This is a genomic window from Bradyrhizobium sp. P3_C3, from assembly GCF_056402655.1.
In genome coordinates this window covers 237,965-261,017 of the sequence record NZ_JBFUGY010000002.1, presented here as the reverse complement: position 1 = coordinate 261,017, position 23,053 = coordinate 237,965, and the positions used below count along the sequence as shown (strand labels likewise).

Sequence of the window (23,053 nt, the reverse complement as noted above, 5' to 3'; positions counted from 1 at the left end):
TGTAACGAAGCGAGTCAAAACTAGTGTCCGTCCTCGACCACAACGCCATCGACATCGATCCCCGCATCTCCGAAGCGGAGGTGGGCGACTACATTGCGCTGCTCAAGCCGCGGGTGATGTCGCTGGTGATCTTCACCGCGCTGGTCGGACTGGCGATGGCGCCCGGGCATTTCCACCCGGTGCTGGCCATCACCTCGCTGCTCTGCATCGCGGTCGGTGCCGGCGCGTCCGGAGCGCTCAACATGGCGCTCGAGGGCGATATCGACGCCAAGATGTCGCGCACGGCAAACCGGCCGATTCCGCGCGGCCGCATCACCCGTCCCGAGGCGATGGCGTTCGGCATGACGCTCGCCTTCTTCTCGGTGATGACGCTCGGCATCCTCGTCAACTGGATCGCCGGCGCGCTGCTCGCCTTCACCATCTTCTTCTACGTCGTGATCTACACGATGATCCTGAAGCGCCGGACCGCACAGAACATCGTGATCGGCGGCGCCGCCGGTGCGCTGCCGCCGGTGGTGGCGTGGGCCGCGGTGACGGGCACGGTCGACGTCGAGCCGCTGCTGCTGTTCGCCATCATCTTCTTCTGGACGCCGCCGCACTTCTGGGCGCTGGCGCTGTTCCGCTCCGACGACTATGCGCGTGCCGGCATTCCGATGCTGCCCAACGTCGCCGGTCCCGACGCGACGCGGCTTCAGATCCTGCTCTACACCATCGTGCTGATCGCGGTCGCCGCCGCCCCGTGGGCGCTCGGCTATTTCGACGCCATCTACGGCATCGTCTCGCTGATCCTCGGCGCCGGCATGCTTGTGCTCGCGATCAACGTCTATGTCCGCCGCGAGCGCAGCCAATCGCTGCGCGCGACCCGCAAGCTGTTCGCCTTCTCCATCCTTTATCTGTTCGCGCTGTTTGCGACCCTGCTGGCCGAAGTCGTGTTCCGGGCGCTTGCTCCGATGGTAGGGGGCGCATGATCGCTGGAATGGCCGACAAACCTGAGATGAATGGAATCGTCCTCACGGAGGCGCAGAAGAAGAGCCGCCGCCAGCGCTCGATCGCGATCGCGCTCGCGCTCGGCGTGCTCGTGGTGCTGTTCTTCGCCGTCACCATCGTCAAGGGACCGGCAGTCCTCGTCCGGCCGATGTAGGAAGCATGGATCGAGAGCCCACCATATCGCGGGATCAGAACCGGACGGCCAACAAGGGGCGTGGGCCTTCCAAGGGTCTTGGCCGCGATGTGCTGGTCGCCTCGATCTGCGGCGGCGTGGTGGCGCTGATGGTCGGTGCCTCCTACGCGGCGGTGCCGTTCTACAACTGGTTCTGCCGCGCCACCGGCTTCAACGGCACGACGCAGGTCGCGACGTCCGCGCCCGCCACCGGCCCGATCGCGCGGAAGATCGCGGTGCGCTTCGATTCCAACGTCGCGCCCGGCCTGCCCTGGAAGTTCGAGCCGGAGCAGAGCGAGATCGAGGTCAATATCGGCCAGGTCGTGACCGTCTTTTACACCGTGACCAACCAGGCCGCGCGCACCACCGCGGGCCAGGCGGCCTACAACGTCGCCCCGCTGACGGTCGGCTCCTACTTCCAGAAGATCAACTGCTTCTGCTTCACCGAACAGACCATGGCGCCCGGCGAGAAGCGCGAGATGCCGGTCGTGTTCTACGTCGATCCGTCGATCGCCGACGATCACGAGAACGACGGGCTGAACACGATCACGTTGTCCTACACGTTCTATCCGGTGCGCGATCCCGTGGTGAAGCCGCTGGCGTCGGGCGAAGACGACAAACGCAAGGGAAATCTCTGACCGCCGGGCTCATGCCGCGGGGGTTGGACACAAGGGGATAAGTGCCGGACAGGCACGGGATTGAGGAGAGAGACCGCAAATGGCAACGGCGCACACCAAGCATCACGACTACCACCTGGTGGATCCCTCCCCGTGGCCCGTCGTCGGCTCCATCTCGGCCTTTGTCATGGCGGTCGGTGCGATCACCTGGATGCACCACATGTTCTCGGCCGCGCCGATCATCTTCGGTGCCGGCACCGTCGGCGTGATCTACACCATGGCGAGCTGGTGGGCCGATGTGATCAAGGAAGCCCAGTACAAGGGCGATCACACCCGCGTCGTGCAGCTGCATCACCGCTACGGCATGATCCTGTTCATCGCCTCCGAGGTGATGTTCTTCGTCGCCTGGTTCTGGGCCTATTTCAACGCGGCGCTGTTCCCGGCCGACGCCGTCCATGCCACGCGCGACGCCGTGTTCGGCTGCGGTCTCGGCACCGCGGCTGGCGCCTGCGCCGTGCCCGGCACCTGGCCGCCGCATGGCATCGAGACCTTCGATCCGTGGCATCTGCCGCTCCTGAACACGCTGATCCTGCTGACATCAGGCACCACCGTGACCTGGGCGCACCATGCGTTGCTCGAGAACGATCGCCAGGGCCTGAAATACGGCCTGATCCTCACCGTCGTGCTCGGCGCGCTCTTCACCTGCGTGCAGGCCTATGAGTACAGCCACGCGGCGTTCTCGTTCGGCGGCAACGTCTATGGCGCGACCTTCTTCATGGCGACCGGCTTCCATGGTTTCCATGTGCTGGTCGGCACCATCTTCCTGCTGGTCTGCCTGTTCCGCGCCTATGCCGGCCACTTCACCCCGACACAGCACCTCGGCTTCGAGTTCGCCGCCTGGTACTGGCACTTCGTCGACGTGGTCTGGCTGTTCCTGTTCCTCTGCATCTATGTGTGGGGACACGGCGCCGAGACCATGGCCCACGGCGCGCACTGAGCCGCATTGGACCGATCAGAAAGGGCGGCCGCAGGGCCGCCCTTTCGCTTTTGGGTCGCCGGAAGCTTCGGCGGAAGCTGTGATTGAGCGTTTTCGAGCGAAGTGGATACCGGTTCGCGTGAAGAAAACGCGTCAAAACAAGAATCTAGAGCTTCGGTTCTGATTCAATCAGAACCGATAATGCTCTAGAGTCCGTCATCATGAACGATACCGCCGGCCCATCCGAGCCCGAAACGACCGTCCTGCAAAGCGCGCTGCGCGGGCTTGCCTGCAAGTGCCCGCGCTGCGGCCAGGGCAAGCTCTATGCGGGTTTCCTGACGCTCGCGCCCAGCTGCGACCGCTGCGGCCTCGACTATGCCTTCATCGACACCGGCGACGGTCCTGCGATCTTCATCATCATGCTGGCCGGCGGGATCGTCGTTGCGTGCGCGCTGATCGTCGAGGTCAAATACCAGCCGCCGTACTGGCTGCATGCCGCGCTGTGGCTGCCGCTGATCCTCGTGACCACGCTCTTGCCGCTGCGCGCGATGAAGTCGCTGCTGATCGCGCTGCAATTCCACCACAAGGCGGCGCCGGGCCGGCTGGTCGACCGCGCGAAATGAACGAGACCGCGCGCAAGCCCCGCGTGGCCGGCTTCGCGCTGTTCACGCTTTTCCTGGCCGCCGTCTTGGTCGCGCTCGGCGTCTGGCAATTGCAGCGCCGCGTCGCGAAACATCAGTTGATCGCCGCATTGACCGAGCGTCTCGCGGCGGCACCTGTTGCGTTGCCGCCGCCGTCGCAATGGAGCACGCTGACGCCGGAGCGGGACGAATTCCGTCGGGTCACATTTACGGCGACCTACGAGTCCCGTCTGGATGCGATGGTCTACAGTTCCGGCTCCGCCATCCGCTCCGACATTTCCGGCCCCGGCACCTGGGCTTTCCTTCCCGCACGGCTGCCTGGCGGCGATATGGTCGCGGTCAACGCGGGCTTCGTGCCGAACACCCAACAGGACCGCGCCCTGCAGGATCGGGCGGTCGCGCGACTCATTACCAACAAGCCGGCGATGTTGACCGGCTACGTCCGTTTCCCCGAAACAGCCAGCGTGCTGATGCCTGACGCTGAGCGTGACAAACGGCTGTGGTTCACCCGCGATCATCTCGCCATGTCCCGGGCGCTCGGCTGGGGCACGGTCGCGCCGTTCTACATCGACCTGGAGCGGCCGGTGCCGGAGAACGGCATTCCGCGTCCCGGCCCGCTCGACGTGCATCTGAAGGACGATCATCTGCAATACGCCATCACCTGGTTCGCGCTCGCCGGCGCGGTGCTGATCGCATTCGGCGTCTGGGCGAGGGGACGGCGGCACCCGACCTGAAATTTTCCGTAGGTTCCTGGAGGGAACCCGGTATCGCCCGGGGTTTATTATTCAGGACATATTCACGAGGGTGGTCCTAAGCCGCACGCAAATTTTTCGCGGCAGACAGGATTTTGGTGTGAGCGATTTCGACCAGATGGGAATTGTCGTCGACTGGGTGGACGCCTGCCGGAAGGGCGACCTCGCGACGCTCCTCGATCTCTATGCGGACGACGCCCGGGTCGAATGCATGTGCAACGGCAAGCGACATTATCGCGGGCGGCGCGAGCTCGAAACCTATTGGGGACCGCGGCTTAGCACCTTCTCGTCGGCAGGCTTCGGTCTTGAGGAGATCAATCCAGTGCCGCATGGCATCGATCTCGAATATTCCGTCGCGGGCTCGCTGCGTATCCACGCCTCGTTTCGCTTCAGTCCCGAAGGCAAGATCTACAGCACCCTGTGCGAGCCGGCGCGGCAGTCCCCGCATGCTGATGGTGTGTGCTAGCCGGCCGATGGCGCGTCTCGCGCCGTCTCGACCGGCAGGCGACAGCGCACATAGGTTCGCTCGTCGGCGCGCAGCAGTGACAGCGATCCGCTGAGCGCGCGCACGCGCTCGTGCATGCCCGTCAGGCCGCGGCCGAAGACGTTGTCGGCGGGAAAGCCGCCGCCGTCGTCGGAGATCTCAATCGTGAGCACCTCGCCGGCAATGGTCGCCAGCACATTGGCATTGTTCGCCCCGGCGTGGCGCAGCACGTTGGTCAGCGCCTCCTGGATCAGGCGATAGACGGTCTGGGCCAGCGGTCGGTCGATCTCGTTCAGGCCAGGATCGATCGTGGCCGTCAGGCTGATATGCGGCGCCTGTCTGCGAAAGTTCTGGAGCAGCGTCTGCACGCTGGTCTTGAGCCCCAATTCCTCGATGTAAAGCGGCCGCAGCCGGTCGAGGATGCGGCGGTTGGTCTGCTGGAGCGCTTCGACAGATCGCATCACCTCCTGCGCCGGGTTGCCGAGATTTCCCGAAACCTCGCTCAGCGCGATCGTGCTGGCGCGGATGCCGAACAATAGCGGTCCGAGCTCGTCGTGCAGCTCGCGCGCGAGATCGCGCCGCTCGTCGTCCTGGAGCGACACCAGGCGGTGCAACAGGTCGCGATTATCCTGACTCAATTGCGCGAGCGTCATCGCCAGCGCATTGGCTTCCTCGCAGCTCTGCCGGATCTCCTGCGGTCCTGCGACCGGGATAGGCGTTGCATAATCGCCGCGCCGGATTCGCGTGAGGCCTGCGCCGAGATCTTGCAGGGGACGCAGCACCGATCCCGCAAAGAGATAGGCAATGGTCCCGGTCAGCATCATCAGCACGGCGATGAGGCTCGTCAGCGCCAGGAAGCCGATCCATTTCTCGAACAGATCGGCTGACAGGTCCGGCATGAACACGATGTCGCCGACGCGCCTGCCGTCGATGATGACGGGAGATGCCGCGTCCATCTCCGGGATGGCGATCAGGTCCACGAACCAATGCGGCACGCCATGCAGATCACGCAGGCTGTCCTTTGGAGAGGGGGCGGGACCTGCTTCCACTGAACGGAATTGAATATCTGAGGAGTTGTCCAAAGAATGGACAAATGCATCGAGTATCTTCCGCGGGTCGTCCGAGGCCTTCAGGCTGTTGTTGAGTGCCTCGGCGACCGTCCGGGTCGAGCGTCGGCCCGGCTCATTCTCGTCGGCAAGCTGCCCCGTCGCGAAGTTCTGGAGCAGCACGCCGCCCATGACCAGCGCGGCAAGGAAGCTCAAGCCGAGCGGAAGAAACAATTGTGTTCTGAATGAGAGCCGCTGCCACATTAGGTCAATTCTAACGCGCATTGGCGGGATTTGCTCTTTCCATTTGTTCCCGTCGGTCTATGAGTCGAAAAACAAGAGAGCGCGCGATGCAAGATACCGCCAAGCCGGCGACCCGAGTTCTGATCGTCGACGACCATCCCGTGGTGCTGTCAGGATGCCGCACCCTTTTCGCGTCCGACCACTCGATCCGTATCGACGAGGCGACCGACGCCAAATCCGGGCATCGCGCCTATATCAGCAAGCGTCCCGACGTCACCGTCATCGACATCAGCCTGCCCGACGTCTCCGGCTTCGAGCTGATGCGGCGGATCCGCAAGGACGACCCCGATGCCAAGATCATCATGTTCAGCATGAACGACGATCCGGCCTTCGTGGTGCGGGCGGTCGAGCTTGGCGCGCAGGGCTATGTCTCCAAGGGCGACGATCCCCGGATTCTGCTCAAGGCGGTGCGCAAGGTGGTCGCCGGCGACAATTTCATCTCGCCGCAGCTCGCGGAGGCGGTCACGTTCTCCGGTGCAGCGATCAAGGCCAATCCGGCCTCGCAAATGACGCCGCGGGAGCTCGAGATTCTCCGCCTGCTCGGCCGTGGCGACAAGATCGTCGAGGTCGCCGAGGCGCTCGGCATCTCCTACAAGACGGTCGCCAACACCACGTCCCTGCTCAAGCAGAAGCTCGGCGCCAAGAACCATTCCGACCTGATCAGGATCGCGGTGGAAATCGGGATGAGCTGATGGGACACTGGCGGCCCCGGGGGCACCGGCGGCCCGCGCACTGGCGGCTCGGCACCGAACCGGCTGCTTCAGGATGCAGCCGGTCCGGCCGGGCGGATCGGGTCTCGACGCTTAGCCGGGCAATGCATGGACAGCGCCGACACCATCCGCCGACACAATGGGCCGGCGTGATATTCGTTCCTGAACCACCCGAAACTTCGGGAAAAAGCAGCAATGGTACGCGAGCGCTCGCAGGGATGCCTTTACGAAACGCGAACCGCGCCGGGAAAAATAGGAACATTTTCTTGCCCCCGCCGTTTTGGCCCTTGACGATTTCGTGACGGGCGCCGAGAACTTGGCCGACAGTTTTTGGCGGGCCGGCAACCCGCACGAGGCAAACCGGGTCTGCACATATCAACGACAGACCTTCCAAGAGAAGGGCTGCGGTATCGCCGCAGCCCTTTTTCGTTGAGCGGGGCACAGGCGGGAAGCGGTTTCCCGATGCCGCAAAACACTTTATGGTGGCCCAACGCCTCTGGCCGTTAACAAGTAGTTTCATGAAATCAAAGGCTTATGGATCTGGCTCAAGGCCGGCCGGCCTTTGGAGGGCAGTTTGACTCGCTATATCTCGACCCGGGGCGAGGCCCCAGAACTCGGCTTCTGCGACGTGATGCTGACTGGGCTTGCCCGTGACGGCGGCCTGTATGTGCCGGTGACCTGGCCGCAGCTCTCGACCGAGGCCATCGCTGGCTTCTTCGGCCGCCCCTATTGGGAGGTCGCCGTCGACGTGATCCGTCCGTTCGCCGGCGGCGAGATTTCGGATGCCGAGCTCGGCCGCATGGCGAACGAGGCCTATGCCACCTTCCGCCATCCGGCGGTGGTGCCGCTGCGCCAGATGACGCCGCATCAATTCGTGCTGGAGCTGTTCCACGGCCCGACGCTCGCCTTCAAGGACGTGGCGATGCAGCTGATCTCGCGGCTGATGGACCACGTGCTCGCCAAGCGCGGCCAGCGCACCACCATCGTGGTCGCGACCTCCGGCGACACCGGTGGCGCCGCGGTCGACGCGTTCGCGGGCCTGGAGAATGTCGATCTCATCGTGCTGTTCCCGCACGGCCGCATCTCCGAAGTGCAGCAGCGGATGATGACGACCACGGGCGCGGCCAACGTCCATGCGCTCGCCATCGAGGGCAATTTCGACGACTGCCAGGCGCTCGTGAAGGGGATGTTCAACAACCATCGCTTCCGCGATGCGACCTCGCTCTCCGGCGTCAACTCCATCAACTGGGCGCGCATCGTCGCCCAAGTGGTCTACTACTTCACCTCCGCCGTCGCCGCCGGCGCGCCGGCGCGCACGGTGGATTTTGTCGTGCCGACCGGAAATTTCGGCGACATCTTTGCCGGTTATGTCGCCAAGCGGATGGGGCTGCCGGTGCGCACGCTGCGCATCGCCGCCAACGTCAACGACATCCTGGCGCGCACGCTCAAGACCGGGATCTACGAGGTGCGCGAGGTGCACGCCACCGCGTCGCCATCGATGGACATCCAGATCTCCTCGAATTTCGAGCGGCTGCTGTTCGAGGCCGGCCGGCGCGATGCGGCCGGCGTGCGCCGTCTGATGGACTCGCTGAAGCAGTCGGGGCGCTTCGTGTTGCCTGACGCGATGCTGGCCGCAATCCGTGAAGAATTCGACGCCGGCCGGGCCGACGAGACCGAAACCGCAGCCGCGATCCGCGCCGCCTGGCGCGAGGCGGGCGAGCTGGTCGATCCCCATACCGCGGTCGCGCTTGCTGTCGCCGACCGCGACACCACCGATACGACGGTGCCCAGCATCGTGCTCTCCACCGCCCATCCGGCCAAATTCCCCGATGCGGTCGAGGCAGCCTGCGGCCAGCGGCCGCAATTGCCCGCCTGGCTCGACGGTCTCATGACCAAATCCGAACACATGAAGGTGATGAAGAACGATCAGGCCGAGGTCGAGCGGTTCGTGCTGTCGGTCAGCCGGGCCGCAAAACAGGGAGTTGCCGGATGAGTGTCGAGATGTCCAAGCTTGCCTCCGGCCTGACCGTCGTCACCGACGAGATGCCCCATCTCGAGACCGCGGCGCTCGGCGTCTGGGCCGGTGTTGGCGGGCGCGACGAGAAGCCGAACGAGCACGGCATCTCGCATCTGCTCGAGCACATGGCGTTCAAGGGCACGACCAAGCGCTCCTCGCGCGAGATCGTCGAGGAGATCGAGGCGGTCGGCGGCGACCTCAATGCCGGCACCTCGACCGAGACCACGTCCTATTATGCACGGGTGCTGAAGGCCGACGTGCCGCTCGCGCTCGACGTACTCGCCGACATCCTCGCCAATCCCGCTTTCGAGCCCGACGAGCTCGAGCGCGAGAAGAACGTCATCGTGCAGGAGATCGGTGCCGCGCAGGACACGCCCGACGACGTCGTGTTCGAGCATCTCAACGAGCTCTGCTATCCCGACCAGCCGATGGGCCGCTCGCTGCTCGGCACCGCCAAGACCCTGCGCGCCTTCAACCGCGACATGCTGCGCGGTTATCTGTCGACGCATTATCGCGGCCCCGACATGGTGGTGGCGGCAGCCGGCGCGGTCAATCACAAGCAGGTCGTCGCCGAGGTCGAGAAGCGCTTTGCGAGTTTCGAAGGAACGCCGGGTCCGAAGCCGCAAGCCGCCCAGTTCGGCAAAGGCGGCGCCAAGGTGGTGCATCGCGAGCTTGAGCAGGCGCATCTGACGCTGGCGCTGGAAGGCGTGCCGCAGAGCGATCCGTCGTTGTTCTCGCTCCAGGTCTTCACCAACATCCTCGGCGGCGGGATGTCGTCGCGGCTGTTCCAGGAGGTGCGTGAGAAGCGCGGCCTCTGCTACTCCATCTACTCGTTCCACGCGCCCTACACCGACACGGGCTTCTTCGGCCTCTACACCGGCACCGATCCGGCCGACGCGCCGGAGATGATGGAGGTCGTGGTCGACATCATGAATGATTCGGTGGAGACGCTGACCGAGGCCGAGATCGCGCGGGCCAAGGCGCAGATGAAGGCGGGCCTCCTGATGGCGCTGGAGAGCTGCTCGTCCCGCGCCGAGCAGCTGGCCCGGCATGTGCTGGCCTATGGCCGGCCGCAGACGGTCGAGGAACTGGTGGCCCGGATCGACGCCGTCAGCGTCGAATCGACCCGGGATGCGGCGCGTGCGCTGCTTTCGCGGAGCCGCCCTGCGGTTGTCGCATTGGGCAGTGGCAGGGGTCTGGACACGGCGGTATCTTTTGCGGAAGGATTGACCCGGGCACGTGCCAAGGCGCGGCTGCATTAGGAGCCGCGCACGGGCTGATCTGCCCCGGGAAGCATCACCATGGCCCTGTTTCGCCTGCCATCCAGTGGACCCGCCGCCCTCGCGCCGCGCGGCAACGGCCTGTTGCTGCGCGCGCCGCAGATGTCGGACTTCATACAGTGGGCGCATTTGCGCGAGTCCAGCCGCGATTACCTGACGCCCTGGGAGCCGATCTGGCCGTCTGATGACCTGACCCGGTCCGGCTTCCGCCGCCGCCTGCGGCGCTATTCCGAGGACATCGCCGCGGACCGCTCCTATCCCTTCCTGATCTTCCGTGAGCTCGATGGCGCCATGGTTGGCGGCATCACGCTCGCCAATGTCCGCCGTGGCATCGTCCAGGCCGGCACCATCGGCTACTGGGTCGGCAAGCCTCATGCCCATCGCGGCTACATGACGGCGGCGCTGCGGGTGTTGCTGCCGACGCTGTTCGGGGAGCTCAATCTGCACCGGGTCGAGGCCGCCTGCATCCCGACCAATGCGCCGTCGATCCGGGTCCTGGAGAAGTGCGGCTTCTCCCGCGAGGGCCTGGCGCGCCGCTATCTCTGCATCAACGGAGTCTGGCAGGACCACCTGCTGTTCGGCCTGCTGCACGAGGATTTCCGCGGCTGAGCCCTGTCATGCCTGAGGCCAAAGTCTGATTGGACTGCCTTGCTTGCCTTGGGTTCGCCGATTTTGGCGATATAAACCGCTGGCCGGCCGGCGATCGGCTGGAAGATGGTCATGGAGTATGGGCGTTGATGGTGAAGAAGCTTCGGTCATCGCGGAATGCGTTGCGGCGGGGTACGGGGATCGCGCTGGCGTTGTCGGTTGCGCTCGCCGCCGTCTCGCCAGTGGCGGCCCAGTCGCTCACCGACCGCTTCAAGAGCCTGTTCGGCGGCAAGTCCGACGAGCCGGCCCAGCCCAAGCCGGCGCCCGCGCCCGGCCAGCCGGCGGCCGATGACGACGTCGATTGTCCGCAGGTCACGGTGCGCGCCGGGGCCTCGACCTATGCGGTCGGCGCCGCCGGCAAGCCGGCCGTCGGCAATGAGATCCGCTTCCAGGCCACGATCACCAAGATGGCGCGTGAATGTACCCGGAATGGCGGCGATATCACCGCCCGGATCGGCATCCAGGGCCGTGTCATCGCCGGTCCCGCCGGTGCGCCTGCGACCGTCGAGGTGCCCTTGCGCATTGCCGTGGTGCAGGGCGGCGTCGGCGAGAAGGTGATCGCCTCGAAGGCGTACCGGACCACGGTCGAGATGTCGGAGGGCGGCAGCGTGCCCTTCACCTTCATCGCCGAGGATCTGGCCTATCCGGTGCCCTCGGCCAAGATCGCCGATTCCTACATCTTCTATGTCGGCTTCGACCCGCAGGCGCTCTCGCCCGAGCCGAAGGCAAGGCCGAAGAAGAAATAGGTAACCACACGCTTCGCTGTCATGCCCCGCGAAGGCGGGGCATCCAGTACGCCGCGGCTTCTCCGTATCCCATTGCTGTCTCTGGAATACTGGATCACCCGCCTTCGCGGGTGATGACACCTGATTTGCGGCTACAGGCCTGCCCAACAAAAAAGCCGGCGCTCGCGCGCCGGCTTTTTGATTGGTGAGGGCAAAGCCCCTCAGTTCAGCTTCTGCCGAACCTCGTTGATGCCCTTGGCGAGCAGGTCGTCGGCGACCTGGCCCTTGACCGACTGCGACAGGATCGTGGAGGCGGCCTGGACGGCGGCTTCCGCGGCTGCGGCGCGGACATCGGCCACCGCCTGGGCCTCGGCGAGCGCGATCTTGCTCTCCGCGGTCTTGGTGCGGCGGGCGACGAAGTCTTCCATCTTCGCCTTGGCCTCGGTCGCGATGCGCTCGGCTTCGGACTTGGCGTTGGCGATGATGTCGGCAGCCTCGCGCTCGGCCGTGGCACTGCGCGCCTTGTAGTCGGCGAGCACCTTGGCCGCTTCCTGCTTGAGGCGCGTCGCGTCGTCGAGCTCGGCCTTGATGCGGTCGGCGCGGTGGTCGAGCGCAGTCGTCACCTTCTTGAAGACCCCGAGATAGCCGAACAGGACCATCAGGATCACGAAGGCGATGGCGACCCAGGTTTCAGGATCGAAGAACATATCGACTAACCCTTCAAGGACGCGTCAACGGCAGTGCTGACCGAGGCTGCGTCCGGAACGATACCGGTGAGCTGCTGCACGATCTGGCCTGCCGCATCGGCCGCGATGCCGCGGACGTTGCTCATGGCCGTCTTGCGGGTCGAGGCGATGGTCTTTTCCGCCTCGGCGAGCTTGACCGCCAGTTGCTCTTCAAGCGCCTTGCGCTCGGCTTCCGCCTGCGCATTCGCCTTGTCGCGGGATTCGTTGCCGATCGCCTGCGCGCGCGAACGTGCCGAAGCAAGCTCACCCTCATAGGCCTTCAGCGCCGCGTCGGACTGGTCCTTCAGCTTCTGCGCTTCGGCGAGGTCACCCTCGATCTTGTTTTGACGTGCCTCGATCGCACCGCCGACGCGCGGCAGAGCGAGCTTGGACACGATCACGTAAAGCGCGACGAAGAAGATCGCGAGTGACACCAGCTGTGAAGCATAGGTGCCGCTCTCGAAAGGCGGAAAACCGCCACCGTGACCGCCTTCGGACTCGGTGTGGGCGCCCGCCGCCGGACTTTTCGCCCCGCCATGACTCTCAGCCATGGATTACTCCTGTTGCCGTCATGCGCGCCGCTTCGGTCGAAGCGGCGCGAAACATCGTCCTCAGAGCGGAACGAACAGCAGCAGCAGCGCGATCAGCAGCGAGAAAATGCCAAGCGCTTCGGTCACGGCGAAGCCGAAGATCAGGTTGCCGAACTGGCCCTGAGCGGCCGACGGATTGCGAACGGCTGCGGCAAGGTAGTTGCCGAAGATCACGCCCACGCCGACGCCCGCGCCGCCCATGCCGATGCATGCGATGCCCGCGCCGATAAGTTTTGCTGCTGCCGGATCCATTTTAGACTCCTTGGAAGAAAGATTGGGTTGTGGGTGGAAATTCCCCGGACCGCTCAGTGTCCCGGATGAATGGCGTCGTTCAGGTAGATGCAGGTCAGGATCGCAAACACATAGGCCTGCAGGAACGCGACCAGAATCTCGAGAGCGTACAGCGCGACCGTGAGCGCCAGCGGCAGCACGCCRCCGACCCAGCCGAGCGCGCCGAGCGAGAAGCCGAGCATGGCGACGAAGCCCGCGAAAACCTTGAGCGCGATGTGGCCGGCCAGCATGTTGGCGAACAGACGGACGCTGTGGGAGACCGGCCGCAGGAAGAACGACAGGATCTCGATGAACATCACCAGCGGCAGGATGTAGCCGGGGACGCCGTGAGGCACGAAGATCGAGAAGAATTTCAGGCCGTTCTTGGCAACGCCGTAGATCAGCACGGTGAAGAAGACCAAAAGCGCGAGCGCGGCCGTCACGATCAGATGGCTCGAGATCGTGAAGGTATAGGGGATGATGCCGACCAGGTTCGAGACGCAGATGAACATGAACAGCGAGAAGATCAGCGGGAAGAACTTCATGCCTTCCGCGCCGGCCGTCGAACGGATGGTCGAGGCGACGAATTCGTAGGAGATCTCGGCGACCGACTGGAGGCGCCCGGGAACCAGCTGCGTGCCACTGGCAAGCATCAGGAACGAGATGATCGCCACCGCCACCAGCATGTAGAGCGACGAATTGGTGAAGGCGATCGTGTGATTGCCGATATGGCCCAGGGTGAAGAGAGGCTCGATGTTGAACTGGTGGATCGGGTCGATTTTCATCAGCGCGGCATCTCTTGGTCTGCCGGGCAATGCCGGCGGGTCTCGGTCTGCCGGCCGGGCCGGCCCGTACCGGCATAGCCGGCACGATCATTCCTCTGTTGGTGCGGATCGCTTAAGAATCACCGCGCCTGTTTTGACCCGCGCCTGCCGTTCTCACCACATTCACCACGCCGGCCACGAAGCCCAGCAGCAGGAACACGATAAATCCGAAAGGCGACGTCGACAGCAAGCGGTCGAAACCCCAGCCAATCCCCGCTCCGACAACGACCCCGGCGACCAACTCGGAGGATAACCGGAAACCAAGCGCCATCGCCGAAGCTCTGGCCGCTCTGTCTTCACCGTCACCTGCGGGTTGCTCGGTCTTGATTCGTCGGTCCCGGAATTCGGACAACCGCTGATCAAGATTCCCGAGCCGTTCGGAAAGCGCAGCTTCCTCGGACGATCTATCGCGATCCCCATTCTCGCCGTGTCCCGTGCCCTGTGTCATGCAACGAAGACCCGAAACGCCGCGGCTGAATGGAAATTACGCCCGCCACCCTCAAAAGCCGCGCGGACCATACTGATGGCCCATAATCAAGTCAAGCCAAGTCACGATTGCGTCGCGTTCTATTATCTATCTGATTTACTTGATGATATTGGCGCGCGCGGCAACGCTGCACACAGCGTGACGCCGCACCGCAGCAGCTCTCTTCATGATCGGCGAATGCGACCACCATTTCGTCCCGCTGGCGGGATCAAAGGGATTGCCGCGATCGTTGATATCGGTGGCGCGTTTTGGGCGGCAGATCGCCTCGCCGGGGTGTAGAATTGAAGAGAAGCCACAGAAGCGCCATGGCGGAGAGCGCGATGAGACCAGCAAATTCATCCACAGCATCATGGCTTGCAGCGGCGGTATTCGCCGCGATGATGACCATCGGCGGCGGCCTCGTTGCCGCACAGTCCGCGCCCGACAGCGAAAACGGCCGCTACAGCATGACGCCCATCCCCGAGGGCGTGCTGCGGCTCGACACCCGCACCGGCACGGTATCGACTTGCACCAAGAACGGCGCGGGCTGGGCCTGTTACGCGGTGCCCGACGAACGCACCGCGCTCGACGCCGAGATCGGCCGGCTCCAGGCCGAAGTCGAGAAGCTGAAGGGGCAGATCGCGGCGGGGCCGACCGTGTCAGGCAAGATCGACGAGGCGATGCCGAAATCCGATCCGCTCAAGAAGGACCCGAAGGTCGCCGAGGGGGACCGCAAGATCGAGATTCCGCTTCCCAGCGACCAGGATGTCGATCGGGTGATGTCGTTCCTGGAAAAGGCCTGGCGCCGGCTGATCGACATGGCCAACCGCGTGCAGAAGGACGTCTCGGGGAAGATTTGAGGACCCCTTCGGGCTATCCATGCGTTGAGCTGCCGTAGGGTGGGCAAAGGCCTTCTTACGCCGTGYCCACCATGTTTCCACCGTGACGTAAGAAGACGTGGGCACGTCGCTACGCGCCTTTGCCCACCCTACGGCGGCGTTCCGAGTTGAGAGATCTTTCATGACATCAGGCAAATCCGTCACGCGCTCGGCGCCATCGTCGGTGCAAGCCACCACCGTCGCATCGTCACTGCTGACCGTGCAGACGCCCGGCCGCGGCTTCACCGATCTCACCAGCGAAGCCGTGAAGTTCATCAATGAGGTTCAGGCGCGCGATGGCGCGTTAACGCTGTTCATCCGGCACACCTCGGCTTCGCTGACGATCCAGGAGAACGCCGATCCGTCCGTGCTCGTCGATCTCACCACGTCGCTGTCCAGGCTCGCGCCTGAAAACGGCGGCTGGACGCACGACACCGAGGGACCGGACGACATGCCGGCGCATATCAAGACGATGCTAACCGGGGCCTCGCTTCAGGTCCCGATCCTGAACGGCAAGCTCGCGCTCGGTACGTGGCAGGCGATCTACCTGATCGAGCACCGCAAGCGCCCGCACCGGCGCGAGGTGGTGCTGCAATTCATCGGCAGCAATCACTGATCCCAAAACAAAACCGGCCGCGGAGACCGCGGCCGGTTCGTGTGTCGATCGGTGCTGTCGATCAGGTCGCCTTGATGTCGACGTCCTTGGTCTCGGGCAGGAAGAAGAAGCCGATCACGACGGTAATCGATGCGAAGATGACCGGATACCAGAGACCCGCATAGATATCGCCTGTGGAAGCCACGATGGCGAAGGCGGTCGCGGGCAGCAGGCCGCCGAACCAGCCGTTACCAATGTGGTAGGGCAGCGACATCGAGGTGTAGCGGATGCGGGTCGGGAACAGTTCGACCAGCATCGCGGCGATCGGGCCGTACACCATGGTGACGAAGATCACCAGGATGAACAGCAGCCCGACGGTCGCGGCCACCTGCGGACGGAAGATGTCGAACGGATGCGACATCTTCACGATGCCCGCATCGCCCGGCTTCGGATAGCCGGCTGCCTGCACTGCGGCGAGCAGCGCGGGATTGCCGTCCTTGGCGTTGGCGTAGGCGATGTCCTTGCCGTTGACCACCACCTTCACGCCGGAGCCGGCCGGGCCGGAAGAGGTCGAGTACTTGACCGACGCGCCCGACAGGTAGGCGCGTGCGGTGTCGCAGGGCGCGCTGAAGACGCGGGTGCCGACCGGGTTGAACAGGTCGCCGCAACCCGCGGGATCCGCCACCACGTCGACCTTGACCGACTCGATCGCCTTTTCCAGCGCCGGGTTGGCGTTGGTGGTGATCATCTTGAAGATCGGGAAGAAGGTCAGCGCCGCGATCAGACAGCCGCCGAGGATAATCGGCTTGCGGCCGATCTTGTCGGAGAGCACGCCGAACACGATGAAGAAGCCGGTGCCGAGCAGCAGCGACCAGGCGATCAGGAGGTTGGCGGTATAGCCGTCGACCTTCAGGATCGATTGCAGGAAGAACAGCGCGTAGAACTGGCCGGTGTACCAGACCACGCCCTGGCCCATCACGCCGCCGAGCAGCGCGAGCAGAACGAGCTTGCCGTTCTGCCAGTTGCCGAAGGCTTCCGTCAGCGGCGCCTTCGAGCTCTTCCCCTCGTCCTTCATCTTCTGGAAGATCGGAGATTCGCTGAGGCGGAGCCGGATCCAGACCGAGATGCCGAGCAGCAGCACCGAGACCAGGAACGGGATGCGCCAGCCCCAAGCCGCGAAATCGGCCTCGCCGATCGCGCTGCGGGTGAACAGGATCACCAGCAGCGACAGGAACAGGCCGAGCGTGGCGGTCGTCTGAATGAACGAGGTGTAATAGCCGCGCTTGCCGTTCGGCGCGTGCTCCGCGACATAGGTCGCCGCACCGCCATATTCACCGCCGAGCGCCAGGCCCTGGGCGAGGCGCAGCGCGATCAGGATGATCGGGGCCGCGATGCCGATGGTCGCCGCATTGGGCAGCAGGCCGACGATGAAGGTCGACAGACCCATGATCAGGATGGTGACGAGGAAGGTGTATTTGCGGCCGACGATGTCGCCGACGCGCCCGAACACGATGGCGCCGAACGGACGGACGAGGAAGCCCGCGGCGAAGGCCAGCAGCGCGAAGATGTCGCGGGTTGCCGGCGGATAGGCCGAGAAGAACTGCGCGCCGATGATGCCGGCCAGCGAACCGTAGAGGTAGAAGTCGTACCACTCGAAGACGGTACCGAGCGAGGAGGCGAGAATGACGAACCGTTCGTCTTTCGTCATTCCTCCCGCGCCCGCTTGAGACACAGCCATTGTCGACATGTTGAGTCGCTCCCCGAAATGCGTTTCCTCGCGCCCCGGATACCCGGTCATGCCGGATCAACCCAGGTCTTGGCTCCAAGGTAACATCGGCGTGAAACCCGCCCCAATACGACTTTCGGCCTTGCGCACTGACGCGCACCTGACGCCGCGGACCTTTCAATCCGGCACGATCGTGCTCGACCATGGGTTAACCCCGTTCCCGCAAAGGGATAATGCCCACTTGCATGCCACGGCCGGTCGGGAAAGAATTGACCAAGGCCCCGGGCCGGCCTACTGGCCCGGTGTGAATGCCAGCAAGAGAACGATGAGCGCTCCTTCGACCCATCTTGTCATTGCCGATGACCATCCCCTGTTCCGCGACGCGTTGCGGCAAGCGGTGGCGGGCGTCCTGACCTCGGCCAGGATCGACGAGGCGGGATCGTTCGAGGATCTCACCAAGCTGCTGGAACAGACATCCGACGTCGATCTGGTCCTGCTCGACCTCTCGATGCCCGGGATCTCCGGCTTTTCCGGGCTAATCTATCTGCGCGCGCAGTACCCGGCCATCCCGGTGGTGATCGTCTCGGCCTCCGACGACAGCGCCACGATTCGCCGCTCGCTCGATTTCGGCGCCTCCGGCTTCATCCCGAAGCGATTCGGCGTCGAGACCTTGCGCGACGCGATCCTCAAGGTGATGGAGGGGGACGTCTGGGTTCCCACCGACACCGATCTATCGGCCGCCGCCGATCCCGACATGACGCGCCTGCGCGACCGCCTGGTGACGCTGACGCCGCAGCAGGTCCGGGTCTTGATGATGCTATCGGAAGGGCTGCTCAACAAGCAGATCGCCTATGAGCTCGGCGTCTCCGAAGCCACCATCAAGGCGCATGTCTCGGCGATCCTGCAAAAGCTCGGCGTCGAGAGCCGCACGCAGGCGGTGATTGCCGCGGCGAAGATCGCCGGCGGCCAGTGGAAGCAGGGCACCCCGACGGGATAAGCCGTCGTCGGTGCGCACTGCCGACCTGGGTCACCCCAGGAGCCTCTTGGCGGCCTTGATATCCGCAGTCTCGGAGCCCTCGGCAAAGCCCTCGAGCGCCGACTGCAGCAACCGCTTCGCTTCCTCACACCGGCCACGTTCAGCAAGGAACTCGGCGAGATCGATCGCAGCCCGTAGCTCCCAGGCTTTTGCGCCGTTGCGACGGCCCAGCTCCAACGACTGCATCAGGTGGCTTTCGGCATCTCCACGGTTCGGCTCCGGCAGTGTCAGCAACACATTGCCCTTCATGCGCAGCAGCTCGGGCATGTAGAGATGATCGCCGCCTTGCTCGACGAGGCCGATCGCGTCGTCGATCAGGCGCGCACTCCGCTCGATCTGTCCAAGCGCCAACAAGCCATGCACGAGCGCGATGTTGAAGGTCGTGGTGAGCAGTTCGTAGCCGGCGTCGTGGAGCTCGCGCAGACAGGCCCGTATCGTCTCGACGCCGCTTGCGGCGTCGCCGCGCCGGATCGCCAGCTCGCCTTTGACGCCGCGGCCGACCGCGAGATAAGGGCCCATCGAGCGCGTTTCGGCATGTGCGATGAAGCGGTCGATGTTCTCTTCCGCGCCGTCGAGATCCCCGCTCCAGAGATCGATCGAGACCGCCCAGATCAGCGCGATGCAGAGCGTGATCGGATGGTCCATCTGCGCGGCCTCGGTGACCGTCTGCCGCGCCAGTTGCCGCGCATCCGCCGGCCGGCCCTGCAACCAAAGCTCGCGCGCGAGAGAGATGCCGGCCCGGTTGCGGTGATCGAAGCCGTTGACCGTGCTGATCCGCTCCGTGCCCGGCCCGTGCCAGGCGGCCTCCAGCATGCCCAGGGCGTCGCGATGCTCGCCGGCCAGATGCAAGGAGACACCCAGCAGCGAATGGGCGAGGGCGATGGAGGCGGCATCGCCGAGCGTCTCGGCGACCGTGAGGCTCTGCTGCGCGTAACCGAGCGCGGCGTCGAACTGTCCCATCCGCTCGTGGAAGATGTGCATGCGGCCGAGCAGCTGGAGCTGGTTCGGCGCGTCGCCGCGCGCCTCGGCGATCGCCAGGCTCCTGCTCAGGGCGGCACGCGCAGCTTCGCTGCCGCCACGCGTGAACATCAAGGTCAATCCGAGGGCGGCCTGGATGTGCATTTCCTCGGCGCTGCCGCGCGAGGGCGGATCGATCGCCAGCAGCGCGCGTTCCGACCAGCGCCGGCATTCGATCAGCAGCGACATCGCGAGAAAGATCGGAGCCGCTGCGGCGGCGAGCGCAATGCCGATGCCGACATCGCCGCCCGTGCCGAAGCACCAGTCCAGCGCCGCGCGCACGTTGTGAAGCGCGGAGAAATGGATCGCGCGTTCGTCGGCGCTCGGCACGGTCGCCCATGTCGTGCCAGCCTGCTCCAGCCATCGCCGGTAGTAGGTTGCGTGGCGGGCGGCAAGCGCGGTCTCGTTCGGCTCGATCTCGAGCAGATAGGCGCGCGTCGTGTCGAGCAGACGGTAGCGCATCATGGCGCCGACCGGTCGCGGCGCGACCATCGACTTGGCGACCAGGCTGTCGATGGCGTCGAACAGGCGCGAGCGGTCGACGCGCTCGTCCGGCACGATTTCGAGCGCGGCGTCGATGGTGAAGTGACCGGCGAAGACGGCAAGCCGGCGCAGCACGAGGCGTTCGGTGTCGGACAGGAGCCCGTAGCTCCAGTCCAGCGTCGCTTGCAACGTCTTCTGCCGCGGCGGCGCGGTGCGCTGGCCCTGCCAGAGCAGATTGAGGCGTTCGTCGAGCAGTGCGGCCGTCTGCTCCAGGCCGTAGGCTTCGACCCGGCCGGCGGCGAGCTCGATCGCCAGCGCCATGCCGTCGAGCTTGCGGCAGATCCCGGCGACGATCGCGGCATTGGCGTCGTCGAGCGCGATCTGCGCGCCGCCGGCCATGGCACGTTCGAGGAAGAGCTGAAGCGCGGGATAGGTCTGTGCGGCAGCCGCGGTCAGCCCGGGATTGTCAGGCGGAACGGCGAGCGGCGCCAATCGGTAGACCTGCTCGCCCTCGACGCGCAGGGCCTCGCGGCTCGTGGCGAGGATATGGACATGCGGTGCGGCGTGAAAGATTTCGGCTGCCAGCGGCGCCGCGGCGGCGATGACATGCTCGCAATTGTCCAGGATCAGCAGCATCCGCTTGTCGCCGAGATGCGCGAGCAATGCAGGCAGGGGATCGTCGGTCTGCGCCGGCAAGCCCAGCATCAGCAGAATCGAGGTGATCACGAGATCGGGATCGCTGAGCGCGGCGAGGTCGACGAAATGCGCGGCGTCGGAGAAAGTCTCGAGCAGGTCGTGCGCGATTGCCACCGCAACGGCGGTCTTGCCGACGCCGCCCGGGCCGACGATCGTGACGAAGCGCGAGCCGATGAGCTTGTCGGAGACCGCGGCGACCGCATCGTCGCGCCCGACCATCCGTTGCAGCCGGTTCGGCAGCTTGACGGGCGGTAATTCCGTTCGCTGCGCGGGACGCCGCTCTGGCGCGATTTCCGCCTTCGAGATCGGCGCCACGAAGCAATAGCCGCGGCCGGAGAGCGTGGTGATGTAGCGGGCGCCGTCCTTGCCGTCGCCGAGCGCCTTGCGCAGGGCTGCGACGTGAAAGCGCAGATTGGCTTCTTCGACGGTCAGGCCGGGCCACACCAGCGCCATCAGATCCCATTTGCTGACGACATCGTTCGGTCGCGACATCAGCGCGATCAGCGTGTCGAAGGCCTTCGCGCCGAGCGGCAGCGCGACGCCGTCGCGCATCACGAGCCTTTCCTGCGATATCACGGTGAATGGCCCGAACGATAGGGTTCCCGTTGCGGTGCCGGCCGACTCGGTCATGGCGAAATCTTGGTCCTTTCAAACGGACCGGATAGCCAGATGATCGCAATCCGGCAAGGCCGCACCTGCATCGGCATCAGACCGCTGATGCAGGCCTCGCGGCGGGGCTGCGCGCCGGGGCCTCACAACTTCTCACAAGTCCAAACGGGTGTCCTGCCGACGCCGCTGCTAGTCAGTTGCGTGACGGCAAGGAGACCTTCATGACGCAAGCGGCAAACCTGCTTTACACGGGCAAGACCCACACCAGCGGTGGACGACAGGACGGCATATCGCGCAGCTCCGACGGCCGCCTGGATGTCAAATTGTCGCCACCGGGCGGCGCGGGCATCGGCACCAATCCCGAGCAATTGTTCGCGGCCGGCTGGTCGGCCTGCTTCGAAGGCGCCATGGAGATGGCCGCGCGCAAGCGGAAAATCGTGCTTCCGAGAAACAGCGCGATCGATGCGGAAATCGACCTTCTTCTCGATGAGGGCACTTACGCCCTCAGCGCGCGCCTCAACGTCAGCCTGCCGGGCCTCGATCGCGAGATCGCGCGCGGCATCGTCGATGAGGCGCACCAGACCTGCCCCTATTCCAAGGCCGTCCGCGGCAATATTGACGTCACGGTCGCGCTGATCTGACGCACCATCACCAACCATCCATCCACAAGGTAGCACCACCATGAAACAGATCATCGACCAGCACCGCCGCAAATTTTTCGGCGTCGCCGCGGGAACCGTCGCCGTCGGTCTCGGCGTGATCGACCTCGCCCGTGCCGAAACGGACGCGCCGAAGTCGTCCGCATCGAATGCGTCGTTCGGTCCGATCAAGCAGATCGACGCCGGCGTCCTCAATGTCGGCTATGCGGAGGCAGGTCCCTCGAACGGTCCCGTGGCGATCCTGCTGCACGGCTGGCCTTACGACATTCACGCCTTCGTCGATGTCGCGCCGATCCTGGCAAAGGCCGGCTATCGCGTGATCATCCCTTATCTGCGCGGCTACGGCTCGACGCATTTCCTTTCCAGCGAGACGCCGCGCAACGGCGAGCCCGCGGCCATGGCCGTCGACATCATCGCGCTGATGGACAAGCTCGACATCAAGAAGGCTGTTATCGCCGGGTTCGACTGGGGCGCGCGCACCGCCGATATCATCGCTGCGTTGTGGCCGGATCGCTGCCGCGCGCTGGTGTCGGTCAGCGGCTATCTGATCTCCAGCCAGGCCGCGGGCAACGCGCCGCTGCCGCCGTCGGCCGAGCTGCAATGGTGGTATCAGTTCTATTTCGCGACCGAGCGCGGCCGCGCCGGATACGAGAAGTACACGCATGATTTCGCAAAACTGATCTGGAAGCTCGCCTCGCCGCAATGGAAATTCGACGACGCGACCTTTAACCGGAGCGCGGCGGCGCTAGATAACAAGGATCATGTCGCCATCACGATCCACAATTACCGCTGGCGGCTCGGGCTCGCCCAGGGCGAAGCCAAATACGAGGAGCTCGAAAAGAAGCTCGCTGCAGCTCCGGTGATCAGCGTCCCGACGATCACGATGGAAGGCGACGCCAACGGTGCGCCGCATCCCGACCCCAGCGCCTATGCCAAGAGGTTCTCAGGCCGGTACGACTTCCGCCTGATCACCGGCGGCATCGGCCACAATCTGCCGCAGGAAGCGCCGCAAGCCTTCGCCAAGGCCGTCATCGACGCCGACGGCGCCTGAGCGTTCATTCGATGCCTCGGTCCAGCGCGGCTGGACCGAGGCTATGCCGCGATCCCAGCATGAAGGAACG

The 23,053-nt window shown here is 64.9% G+C and carries 26 protein-coding genes; 18 read left to right on the top strand and 8 right to left on the bottom strand.

The window, feature by feature from the left end; all coding sequences use genetic code 11:
• Nucleotides 1–23: 23 nt before the first annotated feature.
• From AC1DW2_RS03780 to AC1DW2_RS03750, 7 genes are all read left to right on the top strand, one after another.
• A complete protein-coding gene (locus tag AC1DW2_RS03780) occupies nt 24–968 on the top strand; it encodes a heme o synthase (protein WP_166076593.1) in 945 nt (314 codons plus the stop codon).
• The gene (locus tag AC1DW2_RS03775) at nt 965–1,141 is read left to right on the top strand and encodes a hypothetical protein (RefSeq protein ID WP_014498510.1); all 177 of its coding nucleotides are present in this window, start codon (nt 965–967) and stop codon (nt 1,139–1,141) included. Before AC1DW2_RS03780 ends, AC1DW2_RS03775 begins: the two co-directional genes overlap by 4 nt.
• A 5-nt stretch (nt 1,142–1,146) precedes the next feature.
• Entirely contained in the window at nt 1,147–1,797 is a 651-nt protein-coding gene (locus tag AC1DW2_RS03770) for a cytochrome c oxidase assembly protein (RefSeq protein WP_208089095.1), read from the top strand.
• Nucleotides 1,798–1,876: 79 nt separating this feature from the next.
• Nucleotides 1,877–2,773: a cytochrome c oxidase subunit 3 gene (locus AC1DW2_RS03765; RefSeq protein WP_208067435.1), complete on the top strand. Its 897-nt coding sequence runs from the start codon at nt 1,877–1,879 to the stop codon at nt 2,771–2,773.
• A gap of 200 nt (nt 2,774–2,973) precedes the next feature.
• Nucleotides 2,974–3,375, top strand: a complete 402-nt coding sequence (locus AC1DW2_RS03760) for a DUF983 domain-containing protein (protein ID WP_441497463.1) — start codon at nt 2,974–2,976, stop codon at nt 3,373–3,375.
• Entirely contained in the window at nt 3,372–4,127 is a 756-nt protein-coding gene (locus AC1DW2_RS03755) for an SURF1 family protein (protein ID WP_166345710.1), read from the top strand. The genes AC1DW2_RS03760 and AC1DW2_RS03755 overlap by 4 nt, the downstream gene beginning before the upstream one ends.
• Before the next feature lie 118 nt (nt 4,128–4,245).
• A complete protein-coding gene (locus AC1DW2_RS03750; protein WP_063980769.1) occupies nt 4,246–4,611 on the top strand; it encodes a nuclear transport factor 2 family protein in 366 nt (121 codons plus the stop codon).
• Here the strand turns inward: AC1DW2_RS03750 and AC1DW2_RS03745 are convergent.
• Nucleotides 4,608–5,939 carry a histidine kinase gene (locus AC1DW2_RS03745; RefSeq protein ID WP_441497461.1) on the bottom strand — a complete coding sequence of 444 codons (1,332 nt, stop codon included), beginning with the start codon at nt 5,937–5,939 and terminating at the stop codon, nt 4,608–4,610. The two genes, AC1DW2_RS03750 and AC1DW2_RS03745, sit on opposite strands and share 4 nt — an antisense overlap.
• An 86-nt stretch (nt 5,940–6,025) precedes the next feature.
• Between AC1DW2_RS03745 and AC1DW2_RS03740 the strand changes: the two genes are divergently transcribed.
• The 5 genes from AC1DW2_RS03740 (at nt 6,026) to AC1DW2_RS03720 (ending at nt 11,379) form a co-directional block, all read left to right on the top strand.
• Nucleotides 6,026–6,670: a response regulator transcription factor gene (locus tag AC1DW2_RS03740; protein WP_014498503.1), complete on the top strand. Its 645-nt coding sequence runs from the start codon at nt 6,026–6,028 to the stop codon at nt 6,668–6,670.
• A 592-nt stretch (nt 6,671–7,262) separates the two neighbouring features.
• The gene (thrC, locus tag AC1DW2_RS03735) at nt 7,263–8,681 is read left to right on the top strand and encodes a threonine synthase (RefSeq protein WP_014498502.1); all 1,419 of its coding nucleotides are present in this window, start codon (nt 7,263–7,265) and stop codon (nt 8,679–8,681) included.
• Nucleotides 8,678–9,967 (top strand): M16 family metallopeptidase, encoded by a 1,290-nt coding sequence (locus AC1DW2_RS03730; protein WP_441497460.1) that lies wholly within the window; start codon nt 8,678–8,680, stop codon nt 9,965–9,967. The genes thrC and AC1DW2_RS03730 overlap by 4 nt, the downstream gene beginning before the upstream one ends.
• A 39-nt stretch (nt 9,968–10,006) precedes the next feature.
• Complete coding sequence (locus AC1DW2_RS03725; RefSeq protein WP_014498500.1) at nt 10,007–10,594, top strand: GNAT family N-acetyltransferase; 588 nt, start codon at nt 10,007–10,009, stop codon at nt 10,592–10,594.
• A gap of 128 nt (nt 10,595–10,722) precedes the next feature.
• The gene (locus AC1DW2_RS03720) at nt 10,723–11,379 is read left to right on the top strand and encodes a hypothetical protein (RefSeq protein ID WP_063980773.1); all 657 of its coding nucleotides are present in this window, start codon (nt 10,723–10,725) and stop codon (nt 11,377–11,379) included.
• A 200-nt stretch (nt 11,380–11,579) separates the two neighbouring features.
• On the opposite strand, the gene AC1DW2_RS03715 is transcribed toward AC1DW2_RS03720, so the two are convergent.
• The 5 genes from AC1DW2_RS03715 to AC1DW2_RS03695 all read right to left on the bottom strand — a co-directional run bounded on the left by AC1DW2_RS03715 (nt 11,580) and on the right by AC1DW2_RS03695 (nt 14,215).
• Nucleotides 11,580–12,065: a F0F1 ATP synthase subunit B family protein gene (locus AC1DW2_RS03715; RefSeq protein WP_085402617.1), complete on the bottom strand. Its 486-nt coding sequence runs from the start codon at nt 12,063–12,065 to the stop codon at nt 11,580–11,582.
• Between the two features lie 5 nt (nt 12,066–12,070).
• Nucleotides 12,071–12,634 carry a F0F1 ATP synthase subunit B family protein gene (locus tag AC1DW2_RS03710; RefSeq protein ID WP_441497459.1) on the bottom strand — a complete coding sequence of 188 codons (564 nt, stop codon included), beginning with the start codon at nt 12,632–12,634 and terminating at the stop codon, nt 12,071–12,073.
• Nucleotides 12,635–12,694: 60 nt separating this feature from the next.
• A complete protein-coding gene (locus tag AC1DW2_RS03705) occupies nt 12,695–12,925 on the bottom strand; it encodes a F0F1 ATP synthase subunit C (protein WP_007599451.1) in 231 nt (76 codons plus the stop codon).
• 53 nt (nt 12,926–12,978) lie between these two features.
• Complete coding sequence (locus tag AC1DW2_RS03700) at nt 12,979–13,728, bottom strand: F0F1 ATP synthase subunit A (protein ID WP_071916889.1); 750 nt, start codon at nt 13,726–13,728, stop codon at nt 12,979–12,981.
• A gap of 112 nt (nt 13,729–13,840) precedes the next feature.
• The gene (locus tag AC1DW2_RS03695; RefSeq protein WP_063980777.1) at nt 13,841–14,215 is read right to left on the bottom strand and encodes an AtpZ/AtpI family protein; all 375 of its coding nucleotides are present in this window, start codon (nt 14,213–14,215) and stop codon (nt 13,841–13,843) included.
• A gap of 75 nt (nt 14,216–14,290) precedes the next feature.
• Between AC1DW2_RS03695 and AC1DW2_RS03690 the strand changes: the two genes are divergently transcribed.
• The 3 genes from AC1DW2_RS03690 (at nt 14,291) to AC1DW2_RS03680 (ending at nt 15,727) form a co-directional block, all read left to right on the top strand.
• The gene (locus AC1DW2_RS03690; protein WP_441497457.1) at nt 14,291–14,533 is read left to right on the top strand and encodes a hypothetical protein; all 243 of its coding nucleotides are present in this window, start codon (nt 14,291–14,293) and stop codon (nt 14,531–14,533) included.
• Between the two features lie 41 nt (nt 14,534–14,574).
• Complete coding sequence (locus AC1DW2_RS03685) at nt 14,575–15,093, top strand: hypothetical protein (protein ID WP_063986051.1); 519 nt, start codon at nt 14,575–14,577, stop codon at nt 15,091–15,093.
• A 160-nt stretch (nt 15,094–15,253) separates the two neighbouring features.
• A complete protein-coding gene (locus AC1DW2_RS03680; RefSeq protein WP_441497456.1) occupies nt 15,254–15,727 on the top strand; it encodes a secondary thiamine-phosphate synthase enzyme YjbQ in 474 nt (157 codons plus the stop codon).
• 61 nt (nt 15,728–15,788) lie between these two features.
• Here the strand turns inward: AC1DW2_RS03680 and AC1DW2_RS03675 are convergent, their stop codons facing one another.
• On the bottom strand, nt 15,789–17,414 hold the full coding sequence (locus AC1DW2_RS03675) for an MFS transporter (RefSeq protein ID WP_175627402.1): 1,626 nt from the start codon (nt 17,412–17,414) through the stop codon (nt 15,789–15,791).
• 343 nt (nt 17,415–17,757) lie between these two features.
• On the opposite strand from AC1DW2_RS03675, the gene AC1DW2_RS03670 reads away from it, so the two are divergent.
• On the top strand, nt 17,758–18,429 hold the full coding sequence (locus tag AC1DW2_RS03670) for a response regulator (protein ID WP_071917775.1): 672 nt from the start codon (nt 17,758–17,760) through the stop codon (nt 18,427–18,429).
• A 30-nt stretch (nt 18,430–18,459) separates the two neighbouring features.
• Here AC1DW2_RS03670 and AC1DW2_RS03665 read toward each other — a convergent pair whose 3' ends face one another.
• Complete coding sequence (locus tag AC1DW2_RS03665; RefSeq protein ID WP_441497455.1) at nt 18,460–21,294, bottom strand: ATP-binding protein; 2,835 nt, start codon at nt 21,292–21,294, stop codon at nt 18,460–18,462.
• Nucleotides 21,295–21,494: 200 nt separating this feature from the next.
• Between AC1DW2_RS03665 and AC1DW2_RS03660 the strand changes: the two genes are divergently transcribed.
• Together AC1DW2_RS03660 and AC1DW2_RS03655 are read left to right on the top strand one after the other, a co-directional pair.
• Nucleotides 21,495–21,914: an organic hydroperoxide resistance protein gene (locus AC1DW2_RS03660; protein ID WP_441497454.1), complete on the top strand. Its 420-nt coding sequence runs from the start codon at nt 21,495–21,497 to the stop codon at nt 21,912–21,914.
• Between the two features lie 40 nt (nt 21,915–21,954).
• Nucleotides 21,955–22,983 (top strand): alpha/beta fold hydrolase, encoded by a 1,029-nt coding sequence (locus tag AC1DW2_RS03655; protein ID WP_441497453.1) that lies wholly within the window; start codon nt 21,955–21,957, stop codon nt 22,981–22,983.
• The last annotated feature ends 70 nt before the right edge of the window (nt 22,984–23,053 follow it).

What these genes read in the sequence shown, in the direction of transcription:
- AC1DW2_RS03775 (WP_014498510.1), top strand. Translation starts at nt 965, where the DNA reads ATGATCGCTGGAATGGCCGACAAACCTGAGATGAATGGAATCGTCCTC.
- AC1DW2_RS03770 (WP_208089095.1), top strand. Translation starts at nt 1,147, where the DNA reads ATGGATCGAGAGCCCACCATATCGCGGGATCAGAACCGGACGGCCAAC.
- AC1DW2_RS03765 (WP_208067435.1), top strand. Translation starts at nt 1,877, where the DNA reads ATGGCAACGGCGCACACCAAGCATCACGACTACCACCTGGTGGATCCC.
- AC1DW2_RS03760 (WP_441497463.1), top strand. Translation starts at nt 2,974, where the DNA reads ATGAACGATACCGCCGGCCCATCCGAGCCCGAAACGACCGTCCTGCAA.
- AC1DW2_RS03755 (WP_166345710.1), top strand. Translation starts at nt 3,372, where the DNA reads ATGAACGAGACCGCGCGCAAGCCCCGCGTGGCCGGCTTCGCGCTGTTC.
- AC1DW2_RS03745 (WP_441497461.1), bottom strand. Translation starts at nt 5,939, where the DNA reads ATGTGGCAGCGGCTCTCATTCAGAACACAATTGTTTCTTCCGCTCGGC.
- AC1DW2_RS03740 (WP_014498503.1), top strand. Translation starts at nt 6,026, where the DNA reads ATGCAAGATACCGCCAAGCCGGCGACCCGAGTTCTGATCGTCGACGAC.
- AC1DW2_RS03730 (WP_441497460.1), top strand. Translation starts at nt 8,678, where the DNA reads ATGAGTGTCGAGATGTCCAAGCTTGCCTCCGGCCTGACCGTCGTCACC.
- AC1DW2_RS03725 (WP_014498500.1), top strand. Translation starts at nt 10,007, where the DNA reads ATGGCCCTGTTTCGCCTGCCATCCAGTGGACCCGCCGCCCTCGCGCCG.
- AC1DW2_RS03720 (WP_063980773.1), top strand. Translation starts at nt 10,723, where the DNA reads ATGGTGAAGAAGCTTCGGTCATCGCGGAATGCGTTGCGGCGGGGTACG.
- AC1DW2_RS03715 (WP_085402617.1), bottom strand. Translation starts at nt 12,065, where the DNA reads ATGTTCTTCGATCCTGAAACCTGGGTCGCCATCGCCTTCGTGATCCTG.
- AC1DW2_RS03710 (WP_441497459.1), bottom strand. Translation starts at nt 12,634, where the DNA reads ATGGCTGAGAGTCATGGCGGGGCGAAAAGTCCGGCGGCGGGCGCCCAC.
- AC1DW2_RS03705 (WP_007599451.1), bottom strand. Translation starts at nt 12,925, where the DNA reads ATGGATCCGGCAGCAGCAAAACTTATCGGCGCGGGCATCGCATGCATC.
- AC1DW2_RS03695 (WP_063980777.1), bottom strand. Translation starts at nt 14,215, where the DNA reads ATGACACAGGGCACGGGACACGGCGAGAATGGGGATCGCGATAGATCG.
- AC1DW2_RS03690 (WP_441497457.1), top strand. Translation starts at nt 14,291, where the DNA reads ATGGCCCATAATCAAGTCAAGCCAAGTCACGATTGCGTCGCGTTCTAT.
- AC1DW2_RS03685 (WP_063986051.1), top strand. Translation starts at nt 14,575, where the DNA reads ATGAGACCAGCAAATTCATCCACAGCATCATGGCTTGCAGCGGCGGTA.
- AC1DW2_RS03680 (WP_441497456.1), top strand. Translation starts at nt 15,254, where the DNA reads ATGACATCAGGCAAATCCGTCACGCGCTCGGCGCCATCGTCGGTGCAA.
- AC1DW2_RS03675 (WP_175627402.1), bottom strand. Translation starts at nt 17,414, where the DNA reads ATGACGAAAGACGAACGGTTCGTCATTCTCGCCTCCTCGCTCGGTACC.
- AC1DW2_RS03670 (WP_071917775.1), top strand. Translation starts at nt 17,758, where the DNA reads ATGAGCGCTCCTTCGACCCATCTTGTCATTGCCGATGACCATCCCCTG.
- AC1DW2_RS03665 (WP_441497455.1), bottom strand. Translation starts at nt 21,294, where the DNA reads ATGACCGAGTCGGCCGGCACCGCAACGGGAACCCTATCGTTCGGGCCA.
- AC1DW2_RS03660 (WP_441497454.1), top strand. Translation starts at nt 21,495, where the DNA reads ATGACGCAAGCGGCAAACCTGCTTTACACGGGCAAGACCCACACCAGC.
- AC1DW2_RS03655 (WP_441497453.1), top strand. Translation starts at nt 21,955, where the DNA reads ATGAAACAGATCATCGACCAGCACCGCCGCAAATTTTTCGGCGTCGCC.